This window comes from Chondromyces apiculatus DSM 436 (assembly GCF_000601485.1).
GTDB classification, from domain to species: Bacteria; Myxococcota_A; Polyangia; order Polyangiales; family Polyangiaceae; genus Chondromyces; species Chondromyces apiculatus.
Map to the genome: position 1 here is coordinate 1 of NZ_ASRX01000059.1, position 20,833 is coordinate 20,833.

At 69.8% G+C, this 20,833-nt stretch carries 18 protein-coding genes; 10 read left to right on the plus strand and 8 right to left on the minus strand.

All coding sequences use genetic code 11. The features are described from left to right. Positions 1-123: 123 nt before the first annotated feature. From CAP_RS48925 to tssI, 4 genes are read right to left on the minus strand one after another with little or no spacing between them, the layout of a single operon-like run. Complete coding sequence (locus CAP_RS48925) at positions 124-366, minus strand: DUF7336 domain-containing protein (RefSeq protein ID WP_081865426.1); 243 nt, start codon at positions 364-366, stop codon at positions 124-126. Between the two features lie 2 nt (positions 367-368). Then, positions 369-1,475, minus strand: coding sequence for a PAAR-like domain-containing protein (locus CAP_RS45870; RefSeq protein ID WP_052376359.1), 1,107 nt, complete (start codon positions 1,473-1,475; stop codon positions 369-371). After that, complete coding sequence (locus CAP_RS30555) at positions 1,468-2,490, minus strand: DUF2169 family type VI secretion system accessory protein (protein ID WP_044247310.1); 1,023 nt, start codon at positions 2,488-2,490, stop codon at positions 1,468-1,470. Before CAP_RS30555 ends, CAP_RS45870 begins: the two co-directional genes overlap by 8 nt. Before the next feature lie 25 nt (positions 2,491-2,515). After that, positions 2,516-5,134, minus strand: a complete 2,619-nt coding sequence (gene tssI / locus CAP_RS45875) for a type VI secretion system tip protein TssI/VgrG (protein ID WP_197041426.1) — start codon at positions 5,132-5,134, stop codon at positions 2,516-2,518. A 1,108-nt stretch (positions 5,135-6,242) separates the two neighbouring features. Here tssI and CAP_RS30570 point away from each other — a divergent pair. Beyond that, on the plus strand, positions 6,243-7,151 hold the full coding sequence (locus CAP_RS30570; RefSeq protein ID WP_044247312.1) for a hypothetical protein: 909 nt from the start codon (positions 6,243-6,245) through the stop codon (positions 7,149-7,151). A gap of 157 nt (positions 7,152-7,308) precedes the next feature. Here the strand turns inward: CAP_RS30570 and CAP_RS30575 are convergent, their stop codons facing one another. Together CAP_RS30575 and CAP_RS30580 are read right to left on the minus strand one after the other, a co-directional pair. Further along, positions 7,309-7,551, minus strand: coding sequence for a hypothetical protein (locus CAP_RS30575; RefSeq protein WP_044247313.1), 243 nt, complete (start codon positions 7,549-7,551; stop codon positions 7,309-7,311). A gap of 109 nt (positions 7,552-7,660) precedes the next feature. Then, on the minus strand, positions 7,661-10,873 hold the full coding sequence (locus tag CAP_RS30580; protein WP_197041427.1) for an SUMF1/EgtB/PvdO family nonheme iron enzyme: 3,213 nt from the start codon (positions 10,871-10,873) through the stop codon (positions 7,661-7,663). A 252-nt stretch (positions 10,874-11,125) separates the two neighbouring features. On the opposite strand from CAP_RS30580, the gene CAP_RS30585 reads away from it, so the two are divergent. Together CAP_RS30585 and CAP_RS30590 are read left to right on the plus strand one after the other, a co-directional pair. Continuing rightward, the gene (locus CAP_RS30585) at positions 11,126-11,941 is read left to right on the plus strand and encodes a hypothetical protein (RefSeq protein WP_044247317.1); all 816 of its coding nucleotides are present in this window, start codon (positions 11,126-11,128) and stop codon (positions 11,939-11,941) included. A 79-nt stretch (positions 11,942-12,020) separates the two neighbouring features. Continuing rightward, on the plus strand, positions 12,021-12,584 hold the full coding sequence (locus CAP_RS30590; RefSeq protein ID WP_044247319.1) for a cytochrome c maturation protein CcmE: 564 nt from the start codon (positions 12,021-12,023) through the stop codon (positions 12,582-12,584). A 104-nt stretch (positions 12,585-12,688) separates the two neighbouring features. Here CAP_RS30590 and CAP_RS30595 read toward each other — a convergent pair whose 3' ends face one another. Then, the gene (locus tag CAP_RS30595) at positions 12,689-13,048 is read right to left on the minus strand and encodes a hypothetical protein (protein ID WP_044247321.1); all 360 of its coding nucleotides are present in this window, start codon (positions 13,046-13,048) and stop codon (positions 12,689-12,691) included. Here CAP_RS30595 and CAP_RS51150 point away from each other — a divergent pair. Continuing rightward, on the plus strand, positions 13,047-13,208 hold the full coding sequence (locus tag CAP_RS51150) for a hypothetical protein (RefSeq protein WP_156041293.1): 162 nt from the start codon (positions 13,047-13,049) through the stop codon (positions 13,206-13,208). The two genes, CAP_RS30595 and CAP_RS51150, sit on opposite strands and share 2 nt — an antisense overlap. A gap of 54 nt (positions 13,209-13,262) precedes the next feature. After that, positions 13,263-13,559, plus strand: coding sequence for a hypothetical protein (locus CAP_RS30600; protein WP_044247323.1), 297 nt, complete (start codon positions 13,263-13,265; stop codon positions 13,557-13,559). A gap of 83 nt (positions 13,560-13,642) precedes the next feature. Here CAP_RS30600 and CAP_RS30605 read toward each other — a convergent pair whose 3' ends face one another. Then, positions 13,643-14,020 (minus strand): PleD family two-component system response regulator, encoded by a 378-nt coding sequence (locus CAP_RS30605; protein ID WP_156041294.1) that lies wholly within the window; start codon positions 14,018-14,020, stop codon positions 13,643-13,645. A 469-nt stretch (positions 14,021-14,489) separates the two neighbouring features. On the opposite strand from CAP_RS30605, the gene CAP_RS30610 reads away from it, so the two are divergent. The 5 genes from CAP_RS30610 (at position 14,490) to CAP_RS30630 (ending at position 20,828) form a co-directional block, all read left to right on the plus strand. Continuing rightward, positions 14,490-15,368, plus strand: coding sequence for a glycosyltransferase family 2 protein (locus CAP_RS30610; protein WP_081865428.1), 879 nt, complete (start codon positions 14,490-14,492; stop codon positions 15,366-15,368). Positions 15,369-15,377: 9 nt separating this feature from the next. Beyond that, the gene (locus CAP_RS30615; RefSeq protein ID WP_081865429.1) at positions 15,378-16,970 is read left to right on the plus strand and encodes a C45 family autoproteolytic acyltransferase/hydrolase; all 1,593 of its coding nucleotides are present in this window, start codon (positions 15,378-15,380) and stop codon (positions 16,968-16,970) included. Next, positions 16,967-17,614 (plus strand): LolA family protein, encoded by a 648-nt coding sequence (locus CAP_RS30620; RefSeq protein ID WP_231511774.1) that lies wholly within the window; start codon positions 16,967-16,969, stop codon positions 17,612-17,614. Before CAP_RS30615 ends, CAP_RS30620 begins: the two co-directional genes overlap by 4 nt. A gap of 22 nt (positions 17,615-17,636) precedes the next feature. Then, on the plus strand, positions 17,637-18,971 hold the full coding sequence (gene aptA, locus CAP_RS30625; protein ID WP_044247326.1) for an omega-aminotransferase AptA: 1,335 nt from the start codon (positions 17,637-17,639) through the stop codon (positions 18,969-18,971). 294 nt (positions 18,972-19,265) lie between these two features. Further along, positions 19,266-20,828, plus strand: a complete 1,563-nt coding sequence (locus tag CAP_RS30630; protein ID WP_044247328.1) for a TldD/PmbA family protein — start codon at positions 19,266-19,268, stop codon at positions 20,826-20,828. Positions 20,829-20,833: the final 5 nt, after the last annotated feature.

Here is a 20,833-nt window from a genome sequence, read left to right on the forward strand (position 1 = left end):
GTGAGTTTCCGGTCAGGTATCCGGTTCCCTGCTGAAAGAACTACTTCATGCGCCTCGCGGAAGCCGCTGCTACTTTCAGGGTTACCTTTACCTGTCCATGGCTCCTCTTGGTGCCCAGTCGAGCTATTTACTTGCGCCTCTGTTTGCCTCGTCCCAGCCAACAAATCCTTCCGTCCAATGGTCCTGATTCAGCACCACTGCGCTCACGTAAAAACCATCTGGATGATCGCGGAACCCCGGCTGTAGTTTGAGACGTTCGACCGCCTCCTTCGCTTTCTCTTCGTCGGAGTAAACGCCAATCAATTTGATGTTCTCCGCACCGTCTGGGGATTCATACACATGCTGAACGAGGTGTACTTGGTCCATACCTATTTATCTTTCGGCATCTCGAAGGCGCGGTCGCCCCACTTCTTGATCTGATTAAACTCAGAAGACGGCCCCGTGTCGCTCCACCCGCCTTTTCCGTACTTCTCGTCCATCAGCCTTCTTGCAAAGTCTTTTCCACTCTCTTCTACCGTGGGTCGGTTCCCGCGTGCCCAGCTCGGAACGTCTTTTGACCCCCCTTTGCCGCTGACTCCGGGCTTAGGCACCTTATCGGCAGCGCCTGTAACCTGGACGCCACTGGCCGGCGCTTTTCCTCCCGATGGCTTTAGCGCCTTCTCCCCGATCTCCTTCTCCAGCTTTTCGGCAGCCGCCTCGACGCCCTCCTTGACGACCTTCTCCCCGGCTTCCTCGACGACCTCCTTCCCGGCCTTGATCGCGAACTTCCCGGCCGTCGCCGCCTGTCCCCCGATCGGCAGCATCGCCGCGACCGAGAGCGTGCCCATCAACGCATTCTCTGCAGCCTTCGCCTGATTCCCCGCGATGGCGTACCCAGCCGCTTCCACGCCGTGGATGACCGCATTCACCCCGTCCGCGATCTCTCCGAGCCCAGGGACCAGCCCCACCACGTCCAGCATGGTGTGCACCGCAGAGAGCCCCTTCTCCCACCAGCTCTCCTCCTCCTTGGTCTCCGGCTCCGGCGTCGGGCTCGTCTCGCCCTCGATCTCGCCTAACGGTCCGATCTTCACGCAATCCACGTTCTCGACGAACACCACCCGCCCGCGGGTGTTGCCCACCCCGTCGGGACCGTCGCAGTTCATCTCGTAAATCGAGGTGTGGTACGTGACGTGGTGGCCTTCGACGGTCACCGTGGTGCTGTGCGTCACGGGCTTGCAGTAGCCCTTGTTCACGCCGCTGATCACGCCGCCGCCCACGCCGGCCTCGTCGCCGTAGACCGTGGTCAGACGGCTATCCATCGTCATGACGGCCTCGCCTGTCATGCACACGGTGGTGGCGTGGCGGATGCCGTCGCTGAACCGCCCCAGGATCTGGTACGGCACGGGCGCCATGGTCGGCGGTGTCCGGCACACGTCGGGCGTGGTGCTGAGGACGATGGCCTCGCCGGTGACCCGCAGGCCTTCGTTGTCAGCCATGGCTCCTCCCGGTGGGATGCGCCATCCGCGCCTCCAGGACACGGATCGGTTTCGTCTTCACGACCGGCGCGCGCCAGGTGAGGTGGGCCTGGCCAGCAGGAACGTCGAGGAAGAGGGTGTCCAGGAAGACCGGCGCGATGGCGAGGGAGCCGTCCATGTGCCGCAGGAGCAGGCCGAGTTTGTAGCCCGGCAGGTAGCAGCGCAGCGCGCCCTCCGGCGTCATGCCTTCCAGGGTCACCTCCTCGTCGCCGTTCAGGAAGTCGGGGTAGATGAGGTCCGGATGCGCGGCGTTGTGGAAGGTGAACTCGAAGTCCTCTGGAAGCTCGGGCCAGCGGCTGCGCTGCCACGGCTCGTCGAAGGTGCCGGCGCGTGCCAGCCGCGGCTGCCAGGAGCGCGCGATGGGCCCGAGCCCCTCGGGGGCGTAGGCCTTGCCCACCTCGGTGACGGGCTGCTCAGGGGAATCGATCTGCGGTGCAGGGATCGGCGCGTCGCCCTGCGGGAGTTCGTCACCGACATGGCCGACCCCGACTGGGTTCTCCTTGCACAGACTGGCGCCTCCCCAGTTCGTCTTCCACGTCCCACCGAAGGCGTGCTCGTAGCGCAGCGGGACCTCTGCCACGGGCTCCGGCTCCGAGAGGGTCCAGCCGTCGCCCTCGCGTGTCCAGTGGCGTGGGCCAGTCACCCGTAACGCCTTGCTCAGCATCCCCACCTGGACCCGCACCGCCCACTCCGGGAGCGGTCGGCCTTCGGGCGCGTGTGCCACGGCGTTCACCAGGATGTCGGCGCGCGGCTTGAAAGGCGCCAGGTCGCTCTCCACATAGACGCTGGATTCATTCGGCGCGCCGTGCCAGACGTCCACCTCCACGAGGGCGCGCTGCTCGGGGCTGGGGCGCAGCGCGGCGCCAGGCACGAGGTCGAAGGTGCCTCTCATCACGAAGACCCCGAACTCGCGACCGGCGACGTCGCGGGCGTCGAACAAGAGCGTCCGGAAGGGCGTGTAGTTGCGCACGATCATCGAGGCCTCCTGCCCGCTCCGGGCCTCAGTTGAGGTTGATCTTCTTTCCCTTCACGTTCACCTCACCGGAAGCCTTGAACTCGAACTCCACGCCCTTGATCTCCACCTTGCCGCTCTTGTCGAGAGTGATGCTCGCCTCGCCGACGGTGATCTCCAGGCGCTCCTTCACGTCGAGCTTCATCACTCCAGGCGGCAGGTCGGGCTCCTTCGCGGCGGCCACGGTGGCATCGCTCCCGGCCGCGCTCGCGCCTGCGATCGCGCCTGTGCCTGCGGTCGCACCTGCACCTGCGGCTGCGCCCATGCTCGCGCCTGTGGCTCCGCCTGCGCCCGCCTCTTCCTTCTTCGGCTCGGGTCCGACGGTGATCTTCATCCCCTTGCCGATGCTCTCGGTGCGGCTCCCCCCGATCTTGACCTCGTGCTTGCCAGCCACGGTCTCCGTCACGTTGGCACCCACCACGAGGGCGCGGTTCTTGGTGATGGTCTCGGTCACGTTGCGGGCGACGTTGGTGACCAGGTTGCCGCCGACGGTATCCACGCGGTTGCGCTCGGTGATCACCGTCTCGTCGCGCTTGACGAGGCGGCGCATGTCGCGCTCGGCCTGGATGAAGATCATCTCGCGGCCTTTGGCGTCCTCGAAGAGCAGCTCGTTGAAGCCGTCGCCGCCAGGGGATGAAGCGGTGCGCCACGTGGACACGGTCTTGTTGTCGGGGAGCTTGTGCGGGACCTGGGTGGTCTCGCCGTGCACCCGGCCGATGACCACCGGGTGGTCGGGGTTGCCCTCCAGGAAGGCGACGATGACCTCGTGGCCGACGCGCGGGATGGTCATCAGTCCGTAGCCGGCGCCCGCCCAGCCGGTGCTGACGCGGATCCAGAGGGAGCTGTCGTCGCTGAAGGGGGCGTCACGGTCCCAGTGGAACTGCACGCGCACCCGGCCGTATTCGTCGGTGTGGATCTCCTGACCGGGGGGGCCGACCACGATCGCGCTCTGGATGCCGTGGATCTTGGGAGGCGGTGTCTTGAGCGCCGGTCGGTAGGCTTCGTCGGCGAAGACGGCGGTGCACGAGAGCGACCACTCGCCGTTCGGGGTGCCCTCGAACGACAGCTCGGTGATCAGGAGCTTCCGGCTGGGGGACAGCTCCTCGCGAGGGTGGTCGAGCAGCGAGATCAGCACGCCGACGTGGAGGTCGATGACGTTGGTCTCGAAGGTCATGAGGATGCGCTCGGCGCGCAGGCTCTCCAGGCCCTTCGCGGCGAGCTGCTGGCCGGCGCGCTCGTCTTGACGTACCGCCCCCTTGTCGTCGCCCGCGAGCTTCTTCACCTGACCCGTCACGAGTTCCGCGAGGCCCTCCGAGACTCCCTTCGTGAGGTCGCCTGCGACGTCGCCGACGACCTCGCCGAGCTTGCCGCCCACGAGGTCGGTGACCGCCTCGTCGACCTTCTCTCCGAGCTTCTTGCCCTGCTCCTCGATGACGCCTTTGATCTTCTTGTTCACCGCGTCGACGACCGCCTTGCGGAGCGTCTTCTCCAGGTCGATGTTCAGCTCGCGCTCGACGCCGAGGATGTCCCCCGTGACCTTGCCGGCGATGTCGCCGAGGATCTCGCCGGACACGTCGCCCGCGATCTCGCCGATCATGTCCGCCGCCACCTCGCCGAAGCCGCCGCTGAGCACGCGCTTGATGGCCTTGTTGAGCAGCGAGGTGACCTGCTTGTCGACGAGGGTCGTGACCTGCTTGTCGACGAAGTCGACCACCTCCTTGCCAGGATCGCTCTTCTCCTTGGCGGTCCCCTCCGCGCCGCTGCCCCCGCCGCTCTTGAGCGCAGCGGCGGGCGCCGCCTCCTTGACGATGATCGCGGTCGATCCAGGTAGGTAGCGGTACTGCTCCAGGGTGTTCTCGCCCGTGCCGGGTGCGGACGTCGAAGAGAGCAGCGCATACCTGGGACTGCGTCGGAAGTCGTGGTCGCGGCTGGTGTAGCGCTCGGGGGTCACGCGCTGCGCGAGGCGCAGGCTGCTCACATAGGAGAGGTCCGCAATCTCGCTCGGATTCTCCACATACTGGATGGGGCTCCCCGCGTACGTCTCGCCGTCCTGCGGTCGGTCCGTGAGCACCATCTCGGGCCCGTTGTCGCCCTCGACGAAGAAGAAGGAGATGCCTGCCTCTTCGAGGTGCCGGCTCAGAAAGTCGTAGTCGCTCTCGTCATACTGGACGCGGTATTCGAGCTTCGGGTACGCGGCGGCGTCGATGCGCCAGGTGGCCTTGATGTGCCACTCCTGGAGCAACTTGTCGGCGATGTCCGGGATGGAGAGGCGCTGAAAGATGCGGATGTTGCGGCGCTGGGTGAGGAGCCACAGCCGAGGGACGATGCGGAGGTAGTAGGTCGAGAGGCCTGTCGGCTCGGGCTGAACCAGCTCCATGTGGGAGCAGATGCCGGTCCACGTTCGGCCACCTGCGAGTAAGTTCAGGAGGTCGCTGACGGCCTTGAAGCCCGCAGGCTTGCGCAGGAACGACTCGCACTGAAGGCCGTGGTTCTGGGATCGCGCCCACACCGAGACGCTGAACAGGTTGGACATCGATTCGTGCACCGAGAATCGGCGCACCGACAGCGAGGGTTCGCCGCAGTCAAACCAGAGCGACAGTAATCCCATGCGCCTCTCCTCCGCCCGAGCTGGCCGCCCCCTGCGATCGCAAGGAGTCGAAGCGACAACGACGGTATCCCCGGGTGAGGAAGCTCCGCAAGCCTGCGCACTCGAGGAGGTGCAATGACTCTCCGAATGACCGGGACGGTCTCGTGCAGGAGATCGACACTCTTTCTGCGGGAGCCAGGAGAGTCTGCTGGGAGAGCCACGGGAGCCTGTGGCCATGCGTCCGGAGATGTCTGCGAAGGCCGCGGAGTCTCCGCGGAGAGAGGCAGCGTGCACTGGAGGCACTGGACGAGGATCCTTGGAAAGAGGTGCTCGCTCTTCCAGGACAGTTCTGCGCTCCTCGGAGGAATCGGTGAGGGCACCCAAGTCCTTTCCCCTGTCTGCTCAAGGGACCTGCCGGGCACGCTGCGAGACGCCAGCAGTGTCGTCGAGCAATGCCGGTCGTCTCTCCCAAGAGCTTCGGCGGGTTCAGGAGGACCCGACGGAGCTGCTCGCGAGAGCCTGGGGAGGCTCCTGCGAGAACTCCCCGGGTCTGTCAGGAGCCTCGGCGGCTTCAGGGGTGTGCCCGGCAGGCCCCTGAGATCCGGACAGACGCTGGTCCCATGGCCTCCAGAGGGCATGGTGGTAGGCGCCGAGGCTCCTGCAGGAGCGTCCCGGGTCTCTTGAAGGAGCCTCGCGAGCCTCTTCCTGGCGACCGGGGAATCTCGATTTCTGGTGACAGGCCCGGATGCTGGCAGCCCGCGCGTCAGCCTTTTCAAAGGTCGATCGTGGCAGGCGCCTCCCTCTCCGCGCGTGGGGATCCGGAGGCGATACCGGCGCATGGGGACCGGAGGCGATACCAGCGCATACAGGCTGGCGCAGGAGCACGAGGGCCCGTGCAGCACACCGCAGGAACGAGGTCCTACCCTGGAGGCGATGTCGTACCCAGGCCTGCGAGGGTCTGCTCCGCTGACGTCACCAACATACAGGCTGCGCTTGACAGCCCGCAACGGAACACTACAGTGGCCGACGATTGCGCGTGGGGTGTGCAATCGTGACCGGCACTGCCCCGACGGGACCCCGTGGGATTCACCCGCGTGTTCCCGGCCGGGAGTGGAGCCAGGAGGACAACATGGCCAATGACCCGTTGAATCCGGAGATCGGTGAGCGATTCATCGATGCGCGTGAATGCGATTACTTGATCGATGTGGAGGCGCGCGAGCTGCTCGGGCTGCGCACGGCGCATGAGGGGTTCCAGGAGGTGCTCGGCGAGATCGAGGGGAACGCAGTGGCTTGGGGTCCCCTGGCGGGGATGACCACCACAGACACGGACACGCTGGCGGTGCTGAATGCACAGATCGCGAGGGTCGAGATGTTCCTCGGTCCTGCGGCGAAGCTTGCCGAGATGCTGTACGAGACGCGCTATGTGCTGGAGGACCGGCGGCAGCGCCTGGTCCTGAACCTGGGGGCAGCGGTAGAGCGGCGGGGCAAGGAGATGCCGGAGCTGCTCGCGAAGTACGAGAAGACGCGGGCATACCGATCCGCTGCGGGGAAGAAGGCGGCGAAGACGCGGCAGCGCAATGCGGAGCAGGGTCAGGCAGCGGCGCGGGCGGCGGGGGAGAAGCCCTCGGCAGGCGCGGAGATCCCGGCAGCCACGACGCACGCTGCAGTCTTGGCGCCATCGGCAACCGCGACGCAACCGGCGGTCATGATGCCAGCCGCAATCACGACACCGTCAGCGAGCACGGTGCGACCGGAGGTCCAGATGCCGCCGGGAATCACGGTGCAACCGGCAGTGACGGCACTCTCCGCATCGGCAACGGCGACGCAACCGGCAACGGCGACGCAACCGGCAACGGCGACGCAACCGGCAACGACGACGCAACCGGCAACGACGACGCAACCGGTAACCATGGCCCGTTCCGCATCCACGGCGCACACCGGCAGCAAGGCACATGCCCCGCGCAAGGTGCGCGCGCGAGACAAGGAACGGCCGAAGTCCGAGAGGGACGCAGCCAGCGCTTCGTCGACGGCGGGCTGAGTCAGCCTCCACAAGATCGGACGCACCACGTGCTCCTGCGTCAGGCGCATGGTGGTGCGTCCGTGCGACGGTGCAGCATCATGAGCCGTATTACGCGCAGTGTGCCGTGCACGTGCCACTGCTGCTTGGGCGGCTGTGCTTGACAGGGGGGAGCGCTTCAGAACACTTCAATGATGGTATCTGCGCTGGTCACCTCGGCAGTGGCGCCTCTGGAGGTGCCCAGGCCCGACGTGTCGGCCGTCGTGACCGAGGACGACACGCCCGTGGACAACTTCCCTTCGGAGAAGCAACAGCGCCTGCTCACCGAGCCGCTCTTCAGCTCGTGGTCGGGGCCGCCACCGACCGAGCCGGGCGTGTTGCGCCCCTTCTTGGTTGCTGCCAACGTCGGGCTGTTCGCCACGCCGAAGGAGCCGCCCCTCGTACCCGACGTGCTCCTCAGCCTGGATGTGATCCTGCACCAGGATCCGCGAGCACCTCCACTCAGCGCGCCTCCCCTCGACCGTGGCGCCCTACTTCACGCGCGCCGCTCCTCCGCCTTCCGCGTCCCGGCAGCAGCGAATCCCCGTCGAGTAGTCGGCATAGGACCGCGGGTGCGCCGTCACCAGCGCATCGCATCCCGAACGCGTGGACCGCGCGTAGAACCCCCCGGCGAAAGCCCCATCCGCATCATCGACCCACTCGTCGAGGTTCCCGACCATGTCGGCGATGGCGTCATTCCCCCAGCGACTCCAGCAGCGCGGCGTCGCCCCTGTCTCGTGGAGCAGAGGGTCTCCCGCGTGCTGCAGACGGTTGAGGCGGGGATCCAGGTGCCCGAGGGAGGCGTTGTCGTGGAGCATCGCCGCGGGGTGCGCGTCGCGGTACACGTTGCAGGCGCCCGCCTCGAAGGTGTCACCGTACGGATAGCGGGTGCGGTCCTCTCCGCGGCACGCGAGCGCGTGCTCCTCGGGCGCGCAGAGGCGCTTGCCCACCGCCTTGCAGGCAGCATCGGCCACCAGACCCGTGACGTAGCCGCTGGGCCGGTCCCCGAGGCGCGCACGGGCGGCCAGCTTGTGGGTGCGGCCCCGCTGCCACTCGGGGAAGAACGGCAGCGGCATGGCGCGGGCGTGGAGGTCCCCGAGGCGCTGCCGGCCCGTCGCCCACTGGGTCAGCACGAAGTCGAGCAGGTTGGGGGTGGGCGGGTAGTCCGGAGAGAGATCACGCCCGGAGTCCGCGTCGACGAGGCTGGCCTCGTAGCGGTCGACGCAGAACAGCGTCCCCCCCTCGGCCACACGCGCTCCATCCACGGCCACCATGTCGGCCGGGCACGGTGGGACGGCGCTGCGTGCGGCTGACCCCTCGCCCGGCGCGGCTGTCCCGGCGCCCGCGGCAGGTACGGCGCTCGACCCGGCTGCCCCGGCGCTCGCGGCAGGCGCGGCGCTCGCGGCAGGCGCGGCGCTCGACGCGACTACCCCGGCGTTCGCGGCAGGCGCGGCGCTCGGCGCCGGTGCCACGGCACTCGACGACCTCCCCGGCACGGAGCCGCCCGTGGGCAGCGGCGGCGCAGCGAGGACCACCTCGGCCTGCGACGTCAGTCCCTCGACCGCACTGCCGAACCAGCGCAGTGTCCCATCCGGCGCCCACACGGGATCGCCGACCACGCAGGCGCCCGGCGCATCGGGCACGGGCAGGTCGACGAAATCTCCCGGCGTCGGGGCGGGGTAGGTCTTCCGGACGGGCCGCCCATCGACGCAGGCTGCGGGACTGGCGTCGGCGGGCCAGGGCCTGGAGGCGCGCTCGTGGCCCTGGTCATCGAGCCAGACCACGTGCCGACGCTCCCGATCGGTGAGCAGCGCGCCACCCTCGGGCAGCGGGATCAGACGCACCGCCGCACTGCCTGCCGCCCTGGGCAGCGATGTCGGCTGCACCTGGCCCGGGCGCCCGTCCGCGTCGAGGGCGAAGGCGACGATGCGGCGCGGATCCGCGGTGCTCGGACCGGCCATGAGGGCTCCCCCAGCACGCCGCTCGCAGGCGTCGAAGTGCGCGCGCACGGGCGCAGGAACGGGCGGGAGTGGGGTGAGCGCGCCGGAGGGCGCGAGGGCCGTGAGGTGCAGATCCCCGCCCATCAGCTCCAGGAAGAGACCACGCCTGGGCCCCCCGACGAGGGCCGTGGCGTCGGGGTGAGCGCGCCCGCGCAGGCTCTCGATCACCGCGGGCGTCGGCAGGAGGCGCACGAGATCGCTGCGCGCCATCCAGTACGACGCGGCGATGCGGACCATGCCGCCCCGGTCCGCAGGGTGCTCCGGAGCGCGCAGCAGCGTCGTCGCGCGCTCAGGGAGGGAGGGACTGCCGGCGTCCTCGATCGCGCCCGTGATGCTGACGCGCCGCAGCCGACCCGCTGCCCAGGCCAGCCCTTCTCCATCAGGGAGGAACGTGCCCCAGGAGATACGCGCACGGGGTGCCGGGAAGGGATGGTCCTCGCGGCGAGGCTGGCCGTCGGCGCGGGACGCGGAGAGCAGCTCCCCCGCGACCTGGAAGAAGCCTCGACCGCCGGCCCAGGCGACGAGGCCAGGATCATGCCGCGGCTGCAGCGGCGCGCGGCGAGGGCCGAGGCCAAGGATCCGATCGAGCACCGTCGTCTCCTCTGCGGTGAGTGAAACCGACGCGGCGAGCCGCCCGGGGTCGAGCAGGCAGGTGGCCTGCGCGCCCGTGTAGCGCGCGAACGAGGGGGTGATGCGGGCAGCTTCGCAGCGACCCCCGCGCTGCTCGATGCCCGCGTAGGCCGCGCCAGCCTTGCCGAAGAAGAGGCGCGGCTCCTCGTGACCGCGGATGAACCCGTACTCCAGCTCGCCCTCGGCGGGCGTGGCGCTGTACGTCGGGTCGTGGCGGCCATCCTGCTGGAGCGTCGCGGCGACGATGCGCGCACGACCGAGCGGAGACTTGTCGCCAGGCTTCGCCGGAGCCTCGGTGTACACCAGCAGATCGATCGCAGCGCCGCGCCCCCCCGCGTCGATGAGCGTCATCCCGTCGAGCGGCGGCCGGAAGCGGAACCCGGTGGGCGTCGCCTGCGCATCGAGCACGCCATCGAGCGAGGCCCAGCGCAGGAGGACGTCGAGCTCGGGCTGGCGCAGGGGCTTGATGACCCCATGCCCCCCCTTCTTGGCGGCCGGCTTCTTCCCGCGCCCGGAGCCGGCTTTTGCGGGCGTCTTCGCGGGGGCCTTCGGGGTCGGCTTGCCCGCACGCGCGCGCTCGGGAGCCGGTTTCACGGGCTTCGCCGTCGCGGCACGCGGCGTGGAGGAACGAGGATCAGGGGTGGCCAGCGCCGGCGCGACATCGAGCAGCGCGAGACGGTCGCCCACGGCAGCGAGGGCGTGCGCGCGGATGGACGTGCAGCGGCGGGTGGGCTCGCGCGCGGCATCCATCGCAGCCCCCGCCGCGTGCGTCGTGAAGCACAGCGCTCCCTCGCGGGAGGTGAGCAGCGTGGTGCTGGCGTCCGCACGAGGGAGCGCGGTGATCACGTACTCGCCGTCGAGGCGGATCTCGGGCCCGAGCTTGCCGGTGACGCTGTCGTGAACGCGCACCCAGCCGGTGCGCTCCGAGGAGGTGCTGGCCACGAAGAGCAGCGCGCGCGGATCCAGGGTGGGCTCGATGGTGAAAGCGAGCGGCTCAGCCGTGAGATCCCCGAGCGGTCTGCGCCGCACGATCTCGGCGGAGGCCCCCGCGCCCTCACCGCCCCCAGAGCGCACGGTGGCAGGTTGCACAGCAGATCCAGCCCCGGATGTACCGTGCACGTCGGGAGCGGTCTGGGTACGGGAGGCACGGGGTGAGCAGCCTGCCGCCGTGAGCAGGGTCGAACCAGCAGGCGCGCGCGGCCCCGGGGAAAGGGCGGCACATGCCGCAAGCGCGCCGAGGCCCGTCAAGAGCGCTGTCCTTCGACGTGGCACGATGGCTGCAGAACTTCCGTGGTTGTGGTCGCGACGAGACCACGGAGTGTTCCCATGAAGGCATCGTTTCATCGTTCCTGGTTCTATCTCGGCTCGGTCGCTCTGGTGATGGTCGCGTCGGGGTGCGTCAGCGATCGCACCCGCGACGCGCGCTCCCCGGGCCGCTCGGAGACCTTCGAGTCACGCGCCCCCGAGGCGAGCGACGAGGGACCTGCACGACCGGTCATGGCTCCGGATTACCACGCCATGCACGACGATCCGCTGGGCATGCACGGGCGCCCCCGGCCCGGCCTCGACGCCGCGTTCCCCGGCCAGCCCCAGACCGATCTGCTGCCCGACCCGCGACGCACGGACACCAGCCGGGGCGAGATGAAGATGAACCACCTCCCCGACCAGCAGGAGCCGCGCTCCGCGACCCTGGCGCCGCGCAGCGCCGGCCAGGATCAGACCGCCGCGGGCGAGCAAGTGTCCATCTCGCCGGACGCCATGAGCGAGCGACAGCTCTGCCAGCAGCTCGCCGCCGCCGGCCGCCTGGAGGTGCAGGACATCGAGAACGGCGTCCGGATCATCATCGCCCCCAAGACGGCGGCAGAGCTCGCGGCCGTCCGGGAGACGGCCCAGCGCATCGAGTCCCGCATGCAACCGGGATCGGCGGCAGCACCACGCGGAGAGCCCTCCACACAGTGCAAGCTCTTCGAGGTGGGCCAGCTTGGCGCGCGCGCGAGCATCCAGGAGAGGCCGAACCAAATCCACCTCATCCTCACCACCACGGACACGCTGAACGTGACCGACGTCCGCCGCGAGGCGCGCGCCTTCGTGGCGACGGGCAGCCCAGCGCCGCCCGCGACGCCTTCCAAGCCTTCGAAGTGACGTCCCCGAAGTGACATCCGGCGAACGGCGCTCGACCCGGCCACCCGACCGGGTTAGCCTCCGCGGCTGGGGTACTTCCATGAGCAAGAAGCTGGACGACGAGCTGGCAGAGGCCCTCAATCTGGGCGCACACACCGACGCGCCACCCGTGGAGAAGTCGACCACGCGAAGCACGCCTAAAGCCGCTTCGAGCCGGGCGAGCCTGGGTCTCCTGGCCGTGCTGCTGGTGATGGGCGGCGCGATCGTGGCGCTCTTCATGGTGGGCTTCAAGGAAGCCGCCGTGTACGCGCTGCCGGTCGATCAGCTCATGTCCCAGAAGGACAAGCTCGCAGGCCGCAAGGTGCGCGTGGAGGGAGAGCTCGTGAAGGGCACGCTGGTGAAGCGTGACGACCCTTGCGAGTACCGCTTCACCGTCCACGGCCCGCAGTCCGAGATGCCGGTGAGCTACGCGCAGTGCGTGATCCCCGACACGTTCCGCGACGTGCCTGGCGTGCAGGTGACCGTGGAGGGCACCCTGAACCAGGCAGGGACGTTCGACGCCACGCTGGTCATGGCCAAGTGCACGTCGAAGTACGACCCCGAGACGCACGAGATCCAGGGCGCCGAGGCCGCGACGGCCCCCGGCCCGCTCTCGCAGAAGTGAGGCGCTGACCGGGACCACGTCGCGAGGGCGCCGCGCCTGCGGCGCTGCCGTGGTCCGAGACGGAGGGCGCCGCGCCTGCGGCGCCGTCGAGGATCAGCCGAAGGTCAGGGGCAGAAGATGCCGCACGAGAAGAAGACCTCGTCGAGGCAGTAGTAGTCCCACGCATCCGTGCAGCAGAACGAGTCGGAGTCGCAGACGGCCGTCACGCAGGGGTTGCACCCGTACTGAAGGGCAGCCCCCGTCGTGCAGATGTCGTGCGCGCACGTGTCGGGGCAGGCCTGTCCGCACACGGTGGTCACCGCGCTCCTGCAGACCTCGTCCCACTCGGTCGTGCAGCAGAAGCTGTCGAACGCGCAGACCTGCGCGACGCACGGATCACAGGCGCTCGCGAGGGCGACCCCCATCGTGCACTTGTCGTGCGCGCACGTGACCGGGCAAGGACCACAGTCCTGCAGGCAGGTCATGCAGGTCTCGCCCGCGCTGCACACGGCGTCCCCGCAGACGATCCCTCCACCCGAGCTGCTGCTGCTCGTCGTGCTGCTGCTCGTCGTGCTGCTCGTGCTGCTGCTCGTCGTGCTGCTCGTGCTGCTGCTCGTCGTGCTGGAGGTGGAGGCGCCACCTTGACCGCCTCCCCCGCTGCCCGCGCCGCCCACGCCAGCATCACCCGCGCCGACGCCCGTGCCCACCGTGACGCCACTGCCCGTCGTCGCCGTGCCCGTCGTCGCCGTGCCCGTCCCGGAGCCGCCGCCCGCGCCGGATCCCGGACCGGTGGGCGCGGTGGAGCCGCCTTCGGAGCCCGTGCTCTCGCCGGAGCCCACCGAGGGCTGTCCGGGGAGTTCGGTGCCCGTCGCGCACGCGACACCCACCACCGATGCGCCAAGCCCAACCACCAGCCAGGGAACCCACGCGCGCGCCATCGTGCACCTCGCTCCCCTCGGCGTCCCCGACCACGAGGCCGGAATACCGCAGAGGTAGAGACCATCCTAACCCTGTGTCCCATCGATCGGGCAAGGACCCGCCCGCAGTCCACGCCAGCAGAGCGCGGAGGCTCACCTCCATCAAGGAGGCGAGGGCAGCCATGGATCGAGGTGATGCTCGGTGACGGCGACCTCACGCGCGACGGCGATGTGGCCATCCGCTCCATGATGCACCTCGTGGGTCTCCGAGAGCGGGTGCTCCTGCCGCGAGTACAGGACCACCCGGGCCCCCTGGGTCTCGGGCTGCCTCCTGAGGAACGCCACCACCCCTTCGCAGTCCAGCTCGGGCATGTCCGTCTCGATGAGCACGAGATCGGGCTTGAACGCGACGAGCAGCCCACGCAGGCCCAGCGTGTGCTGGGCACGGACCACGTTGAGCCGGCGCCGGTTCAACGCGAACTCGAGGATCCGGGCGCAGTACGGGTCGCTGCCTACGATGACGGCCGTGGACACCTTCATGAGAGACCTCGGAGGTGCAGGGATCGCGGTGATGGTCGTCTCGCCACGACCTGAAGCGTCCGTCGTCGGACGCGACGCGAGCCTGCGGAGAGGCTCCTTCCTCATCCCTCGCGAGAGCGGAGGAGCGGGGTTCCTGTGAAGACCCGACAGACGCGCGCCGATGCTCCGAACGTGCGGCGTGCCGGGCCAAGCGACGTTCCGTGTCACACATCATGCCGAACGCAAGTGCAGCCGAAACACGCGCAATTCGCGTGCACTCGTCGAGGATGCACAGCAGCAAGGTGGCGTTGGGTAACACAGCGCTGAGGCCAACAAGCCTCACGTGATGTCCGGAGACCTCACGCCTGCTCACCCCGACGCTCGCCTGCTCTTCTCCAGCGTTCCTGCCCAGCGTTCCTGCCCAGCGTTCCTGCGGGGTTCTTGCCGTCCGCTGTTCGCGCCGCCGTGTGACGTGCTAGACCCCACGGTGATGCGAGTGTGTGCGGTCATCCCGGCCTACGATGCAGAGCGTCATGTGGGCGAGGTCGTTCGCGCGACAGCGAAGGTCTGGCCTTCCCGGGGCGCGATCTTCGTGGTCGATGACGGATCCCACGACAGGACCGCCGCGATCGCCGAGGAGGCAGGCGCCGTTGTGCTGCGGCACGCCCGGAACCGCGGCAAGGGCGCGGCCCTGCGCACCGGGATGCAGCACGCGCTGGACGCTGGCTTCGACGTCGCGGTGACGCTCGACGCGGACGGCCAGCACCCGCCCGCCGAAGCGGTGCGCCTCCTCGACGCGACCCCGGACCCAGAGGCGCTGGTGCTCGGCCTCCGCGACCTGCGCCGGGCCGGCGCCCCCCGCGCCAACCAGATCTCCAACGGCATCTCCGACTTCTTCCTCTCCCTCTTCGCGGGGCGGCCGCTGCACGACACCCAGTGCGGCCTCCGGCGCTACCCGCTCCGCCGCACCCTGGCCCTCGACGTGCGCGACGACGGCTACGCCTTCGAGGCCGAGGTGATCCTCCGCGCCATCGCCGGGCAGGTGCCCATCGTGGAGGTGCCCATCGAGGTGCTCTACCCCCCGGAGAACGAGCGGGTCACCCACTTCGACTCCGTGCGCGACCCGGCCCGGATCATCGTGCGGGTGCTCGCGACCCTGGCCCTCACCCGCGGGCTCCGCCGCGTACCTGCCGGCGTGGAAGCTCCCCTGGGCAGCACGGCGCGCAGCTCCACAGGAGCGCACGTCGAGGCCGACGACGAGCGCAGCCGCGAGCGCGAGCGCGACGCTGATGCTGTGGAAGCGCAGGCCCCCCAGGCTTCGCCGTCTCCCCAGTCCTCCCAGTCGCCTCTCTCGCCGCCTGCGCCGTAGGATCGCACGGTGACGGCTCCCTCCTCGGCCGACGGCGCGCCTCCCCCGCAGAAGCTTCCCTCGCCGCCGGCAAAGCCCGGCTTCGTGGCCCGACACCGGCGCAAGCTCCTCGCCCTCGCGGTGCTCGTGGTGGCCATTCCGCTCGGCCACCTCGGCATCACCCTGGGAACACGGATCGAGCCCCCGCCCATCGCCGAGGTGAAGGGTGAGGTGGTGGAGAGCCCCTCCGGGCTACGCGTGCTCGGGCGCGGCTACGCGCGGCAGCGGGGCAAGGTGATCGAGGTGCGGCTCGCCGGAACGCCGGAGGAGATCGGACACCAGCACGGCCGGCTCCTCTACCGCGAGATGGTGGAGAACGAGGGCATGCTCCAGGCCGAGTTCGCGCACTTCGTCCCGCTCGCGCCGCTCCGGTGGCTGCTCATGGACCTCTCGCGGGTGCAGTTCCGGGGGGTCACCGGCGGCATGACCGAGGCGCGGCAGCGGGAGATCGCGGCCCACGCGCGCGCGTTCTCGCCCGACCCGTTTGCCGATCTCCTCCCCACCTACCACCGCATGGTGTTCCTGCACGCGCTCTACGACATCTCGCTCTCCTTCGAGCGGTCCCCGCTCATCGGGTGCACGAGCTTCGCGCTGAGCGACGGCGCCTTCGAGGGAGGCGGCGCGGTCCTCGCGCGCGCCTTCGACTTCGAGGTGCTGCCCATCTTCGACGAGAACAAGGCCGTCTTCCTGATGCACGAGGAAGGCCGCATCCCCTACGCCTCCGTCTCGTGGCCGGGCCTCGCCGGCGCGGTGAGCGGCATGAACGCCGAGGGCCTCGCGGCCGTGGTCCACGGCGGGAGGGCCATGCGCCCGCGCACCACGGGACAGCCCGTGGCGCACACCATGCGCGAGCTGCTCGGCCGCGCGCGCACGGTGGAGGAGGGCCTCACGCTGCTCGCCGCGACCGAGCCGATGGTCTCGCACATGATCTTCCTCGCCGACGCCTCGGGCGACGCCGCCGTGGCCGAGCGCGCCCCCGGTGCGCCGCTCCACGCGCGGCGCGGGAGGGGCAAGGTCCCCCTGACCAACCACTTCGAGGGCCCCCTCGCGGCCGACCCGGCCAACCGGCGGGTGATGGCCGAGACCTCCACGCAGGCGCGGCGCGCCCGGCTCGACGAGCTCCTCGCCAGCCTCCCCCCTGGGGCGCCCGTGGACGCCGTGGTCGGGGTGATGCGCGACCGGCGGGGCGTGGGCGGCGCGCAGCTCCCCCTCGGTGATCGACGCGCCCTCGACGCCCTGATCGCGACCCACGGCGTGGTCATGGACACCACCCGGCGCGCGCTCTGGGTGAGCGAGAGCCCGCACCTCCTGGGGCGCTTCCTCCGCTTCGATCTCCGGAAGCTCCTCGACCCCGCCTACACGCCCGACACGCCCAATACGCCCGGCGAGAGCGAAGACGTGCTCGACGCAGTCCCGGCGGATCCGGCGCTCACCGACGGGACCTATGATGCCTGGGTCCGCGCGGGCTCTCCCCACCCGGACGAGGCGGGCCCGAGCAGCCCGCCAGGTGAGCCAGCGCCAACGCCAACGCCGGCGCCTGCAAGCAAAGGAGAAACGCGATGATCTCGATGGGGCGGCGGCAAGTTCTCGGCGGAGCGCTCGGGTGCGTGGGCGCGCTGGCGCTCGAAGGACAGGCCCGCGCCGACGCGGTGGACGACGCGCTCAAGGAGATGACCCAGGCCCGCGCGGGGGTGAAGACCCTCCTCGCGCCGTTCACCCAGAAGCGCGCCATCGGCCTGCTCGCGACGGAGGTCGAGAGCGCGGGCGAGATGACCCTGGTGCTGCCGGATCGGCTGCGCTGGGAGCTGAAGCCGCCGGATGCCGTCACTTACTGGGTGACACCCGAGGGCTTCGGGTACGCGACCCCCAAGGGCGGCGGCGCCACCGGAGCCTCCGCCGCCGGGCGCTTCGGGGCGGTGCTGGGTGACCTGCTGATCCTCCTCGGCGGGGATCTGGCGAAGCTCCGCAGCCGGTACGACATCGCCATTCCCAGCCGTAAAGACGGCCTCACCCTCTCGGCGAAGCCCAGGGCGCCCGAGGTGGCGAAGCTCGTCACCCGGCTGGAGCTTTCCGCCGGGCCGGAGCTGTGGTCAGTCAAGCGGGTGGTGATCGAGGAGCCGGGCGGCGACCGCAGCGAGATCACCTTCGGCCAGGTCCAGCGGGACGCGAAGGTGGATCCTGCACGCATGAAGCCGCCCCGACCCTGATCCCCGTGGAGGAACCTTTGCCATGAGCGAGTCGTTGATCAACGCCGAGATCCCGGGCGACATGTCCGCCTGGTGGATGCCCTTCACCGCCAACCGGCAGTTCAAGGGGGCGCCACGCCTCCTCGTCGGGGCGAAGGACATGCACTACAGCAGCCACGATGGCCGCCGCATTCTCGACGGCACCGCCGGCCTCTGGTGCTCGAACGCGGGGCACTGTCGCGAGCCCATCGTCCGCGCCATCCAGTCCCAGGCGGCCGAGATGGATTTCGCCCCCGCCTTCCAGATGGGTCACCCCAAGGCCTTCGAACTCGCCTCGCGGGTCGCGGCCCTCGCCCCTGGAGACCTCGACCACGTGTTCTTCTCGAACTCCGGCTCCGAGGCCGTGGACACCGCCCTCAAGATCGCCCTGGCCTACCACCGGGTCCGCGGCGAGGCGGCCCGCACCCGCCTCATCGGGCGCGAGCGCGGCTACCACGGCGTCGGCTTCGGCGGCATCTCCGTGGGCGGCATCGGCCCCAACCGCCGCACCTTCGGCCCCCTCCTCCCCGGCGTGGACCACCTGCCGCACACCCACGACCCCGCAAAGAACGCCTTCTCCCGCGGCATGCCGCAGCACGGCGCGGAGCACGCCGACGCCCTGGAGCGCATCGTCGCGCTGCACGACCCCTCCACCATCGCCGCGGTGATCGTCGAGCCCGTGGCCGGCTCCACCGGTGTGCTGGTCCCCCCCGTGGGCTACCTGGAGCGCCTGCGCGCCATCTGCGACAAGTACGGCATCCTGCTCATCTTCGACGAGGTGATCACCGGCTTCGGTCGCCTCGGCGCGCCCTACGCCGCCAACCACTTCGGCGTGGTGCCCGACATGATCACCGTCGCCAAGGGCCTCACGAGCGGCACCGTCCCCATGGGCGCCACCATCGCCCGCAAGCACGTGTACGACGCCTTCATGCAGGGCCCCGAGCACATGATCGAGCTGTTCCACGGCTACACCTACTCGGCGCATCCGCTCGCCTGCGCCGCGGGCCTGGCGACGCTCGACGTCTACCGCGACGAGCGCCTCTTCGAGAACGCGAAGGCGCTCAGCCCCGCCTGGGAAGAGGCCGTGCACGGCCTGCGCGGCGCGCGGCATGTGGTCGACCTGCGCAACCTCGGTATCGTCGCCGGGGTCGAGCTCACCCCCCGGGACGGCGCCCCGGGCCGGCGCGCCTTCGACGTCTTCGTCCGCTGTTACGAGCAGGGCCTCCTCACCCGCGTCACGGGCGACATCATCGCCCTCTCCCCGCCCCTCATGCTGAAGCAGGAGCACATCGACGAGATGTTCGGCATCCTGCGCCGCGCGCTCGATAGCGTGGACTGAGCGCGCCCGGGATCCGGACGGCCGGAGAGTCCCAGGACCGGACAGCCCGGAAACCTCAGAACCTTCACATCGTCCGAGCCGGGGAACCATCCATCGCCCCTCGTCGAGGGGCGTGGGTGCCGGCACGGACGCGGCCATGGTCGCGGGCACCTACACGGGTACCTGCGCAGCCACGTAGCGGAGCTGCGCGATGCGTCAGGGCCCGGAAAGGCGCGCCACGCCGCGGCGGAGGTGTATGCTCGCCGCCCGCCACGGACACCCAGGGAGGATCGCATGTCATCGCAGGATTCACGCATGAACCGTCGCGCGTTCGTCGAGCTCGGCGCGACAGTGCTGGCCGGGGGCCTCCTCGGCTGTAGTAGTACTTCCGGGGTGCCTACCGCCCTCGAAATGCCCACCACCGCTGGCGTGAAGCCCTCCACCGACGCCCCGCGCGTCACCTACTTCTCCCGCTTCGGCGTCACCGAGGCCATGATCCGCGAGACGATCGGCGTCGCCATGTCCCGCGGCGGCGACTACGCCGACCTGTTCTTCCAGCACCAAGTCGCCAACAACCTCTCCCTCGAGGACGGCCAGGTGAACCGCGCGTACACCAGGGTCGAGCTGGGCGTCGGGGTGCGGGTCGTGAAGGGCGACCAGACCGGCTACGGCTACACCGAGGAGCTGACCGCCGACGCCCTCCGGCGCGCCGCCCAGACCGCGGCCGCTGTGGCCGACGGCCCTGCGCGCCCGGGCCCGCAGCACTTCAGCGTCGACCCGCTCCCCCAGCGCTACCCGGTCCGCACCACCTGGGACGCCATCAAGCCCGAGCAGAAGCTCCCCATCCTGACCACCGCCAACGAGGCCGCCTTCAAGGCCGATCCGCGGGTGAAGAAGGTCAGCATGTCCCTCGTCGACGAGGCAGGGGCCATCCTCATCGCCGACAGCCAGGGCCGCCTCGTCGAGGACGTGCAGCCGATGACGGCGCTCCGCATGTCCTGCGTGGCCGAGCAGAACGGCCGCCGCGAACAGAACGGCTACAACGTCGCGGGCCGGCAGGGCCTCGACTTCTACACCCCCGAGCGGATCGAGCGCGTGGTGCGCGAGGCGACCGCGCGCACCCTGATCCTCTTCGACGCCGTGGACGCGCCGGTCGGCGAGATGCCCGTCGTGCTCGCCGCGGGCTCCTCCGGCATCCTGCTCCACGAAGCCATCGGCCACGGCATGGAGGCCGACTTCAACAGGAAGGGCGTCTCCATCTACGCCGACAAGATCGGCAAGCCCATCGCCAAGCCCTTCGTGAGCATCGTCGACGACGCGACCAACGAGTTCGCGCGCGGCGCCATCAACGTCGACGACGAGGGCAACGCCGCCGGCGTCACCACCCTGGTCGACAAGGGCATCCTCGCGACCTACCTCCACGACGCCATCTCGGCCAAGCACTACGGCGTCAAGCCCACGGGCAACGGCCGGCGCGAGAGCTACAAGCACGCCCCCCTGCCGCGGATGCGCTCGACCTACATGCTGCCCGGCCCGCACCGCAAGGACGAGATCATCGCCTCGGTGAAGAAGGGCATCTTCTGCTCCAGCTTCAGCAACGGCCAGGTCTCCATCGGCGCCGGCGACTTCACGTTCTACGTGAGGAACGGCTACCTCATCGAGGACGGCAAGCTGACCCGCCCCATCAAGGACGTGAACCTCATCGGCAACGGCCCCAAGGCGCTGGAGCAGGTGGACATGGTGGCCGACGACCTCGTGATCGACGAGGGCGGCTGGACCTGCGGCAAGGACGTCCAGTCCGTGCCGGTCTCCCAGGGCATCCCCACGGTCCGCGTCGCCGCCATGACGGTGGGCGGCCGGGCGCAGAAGAAGGGCTGAGGGAG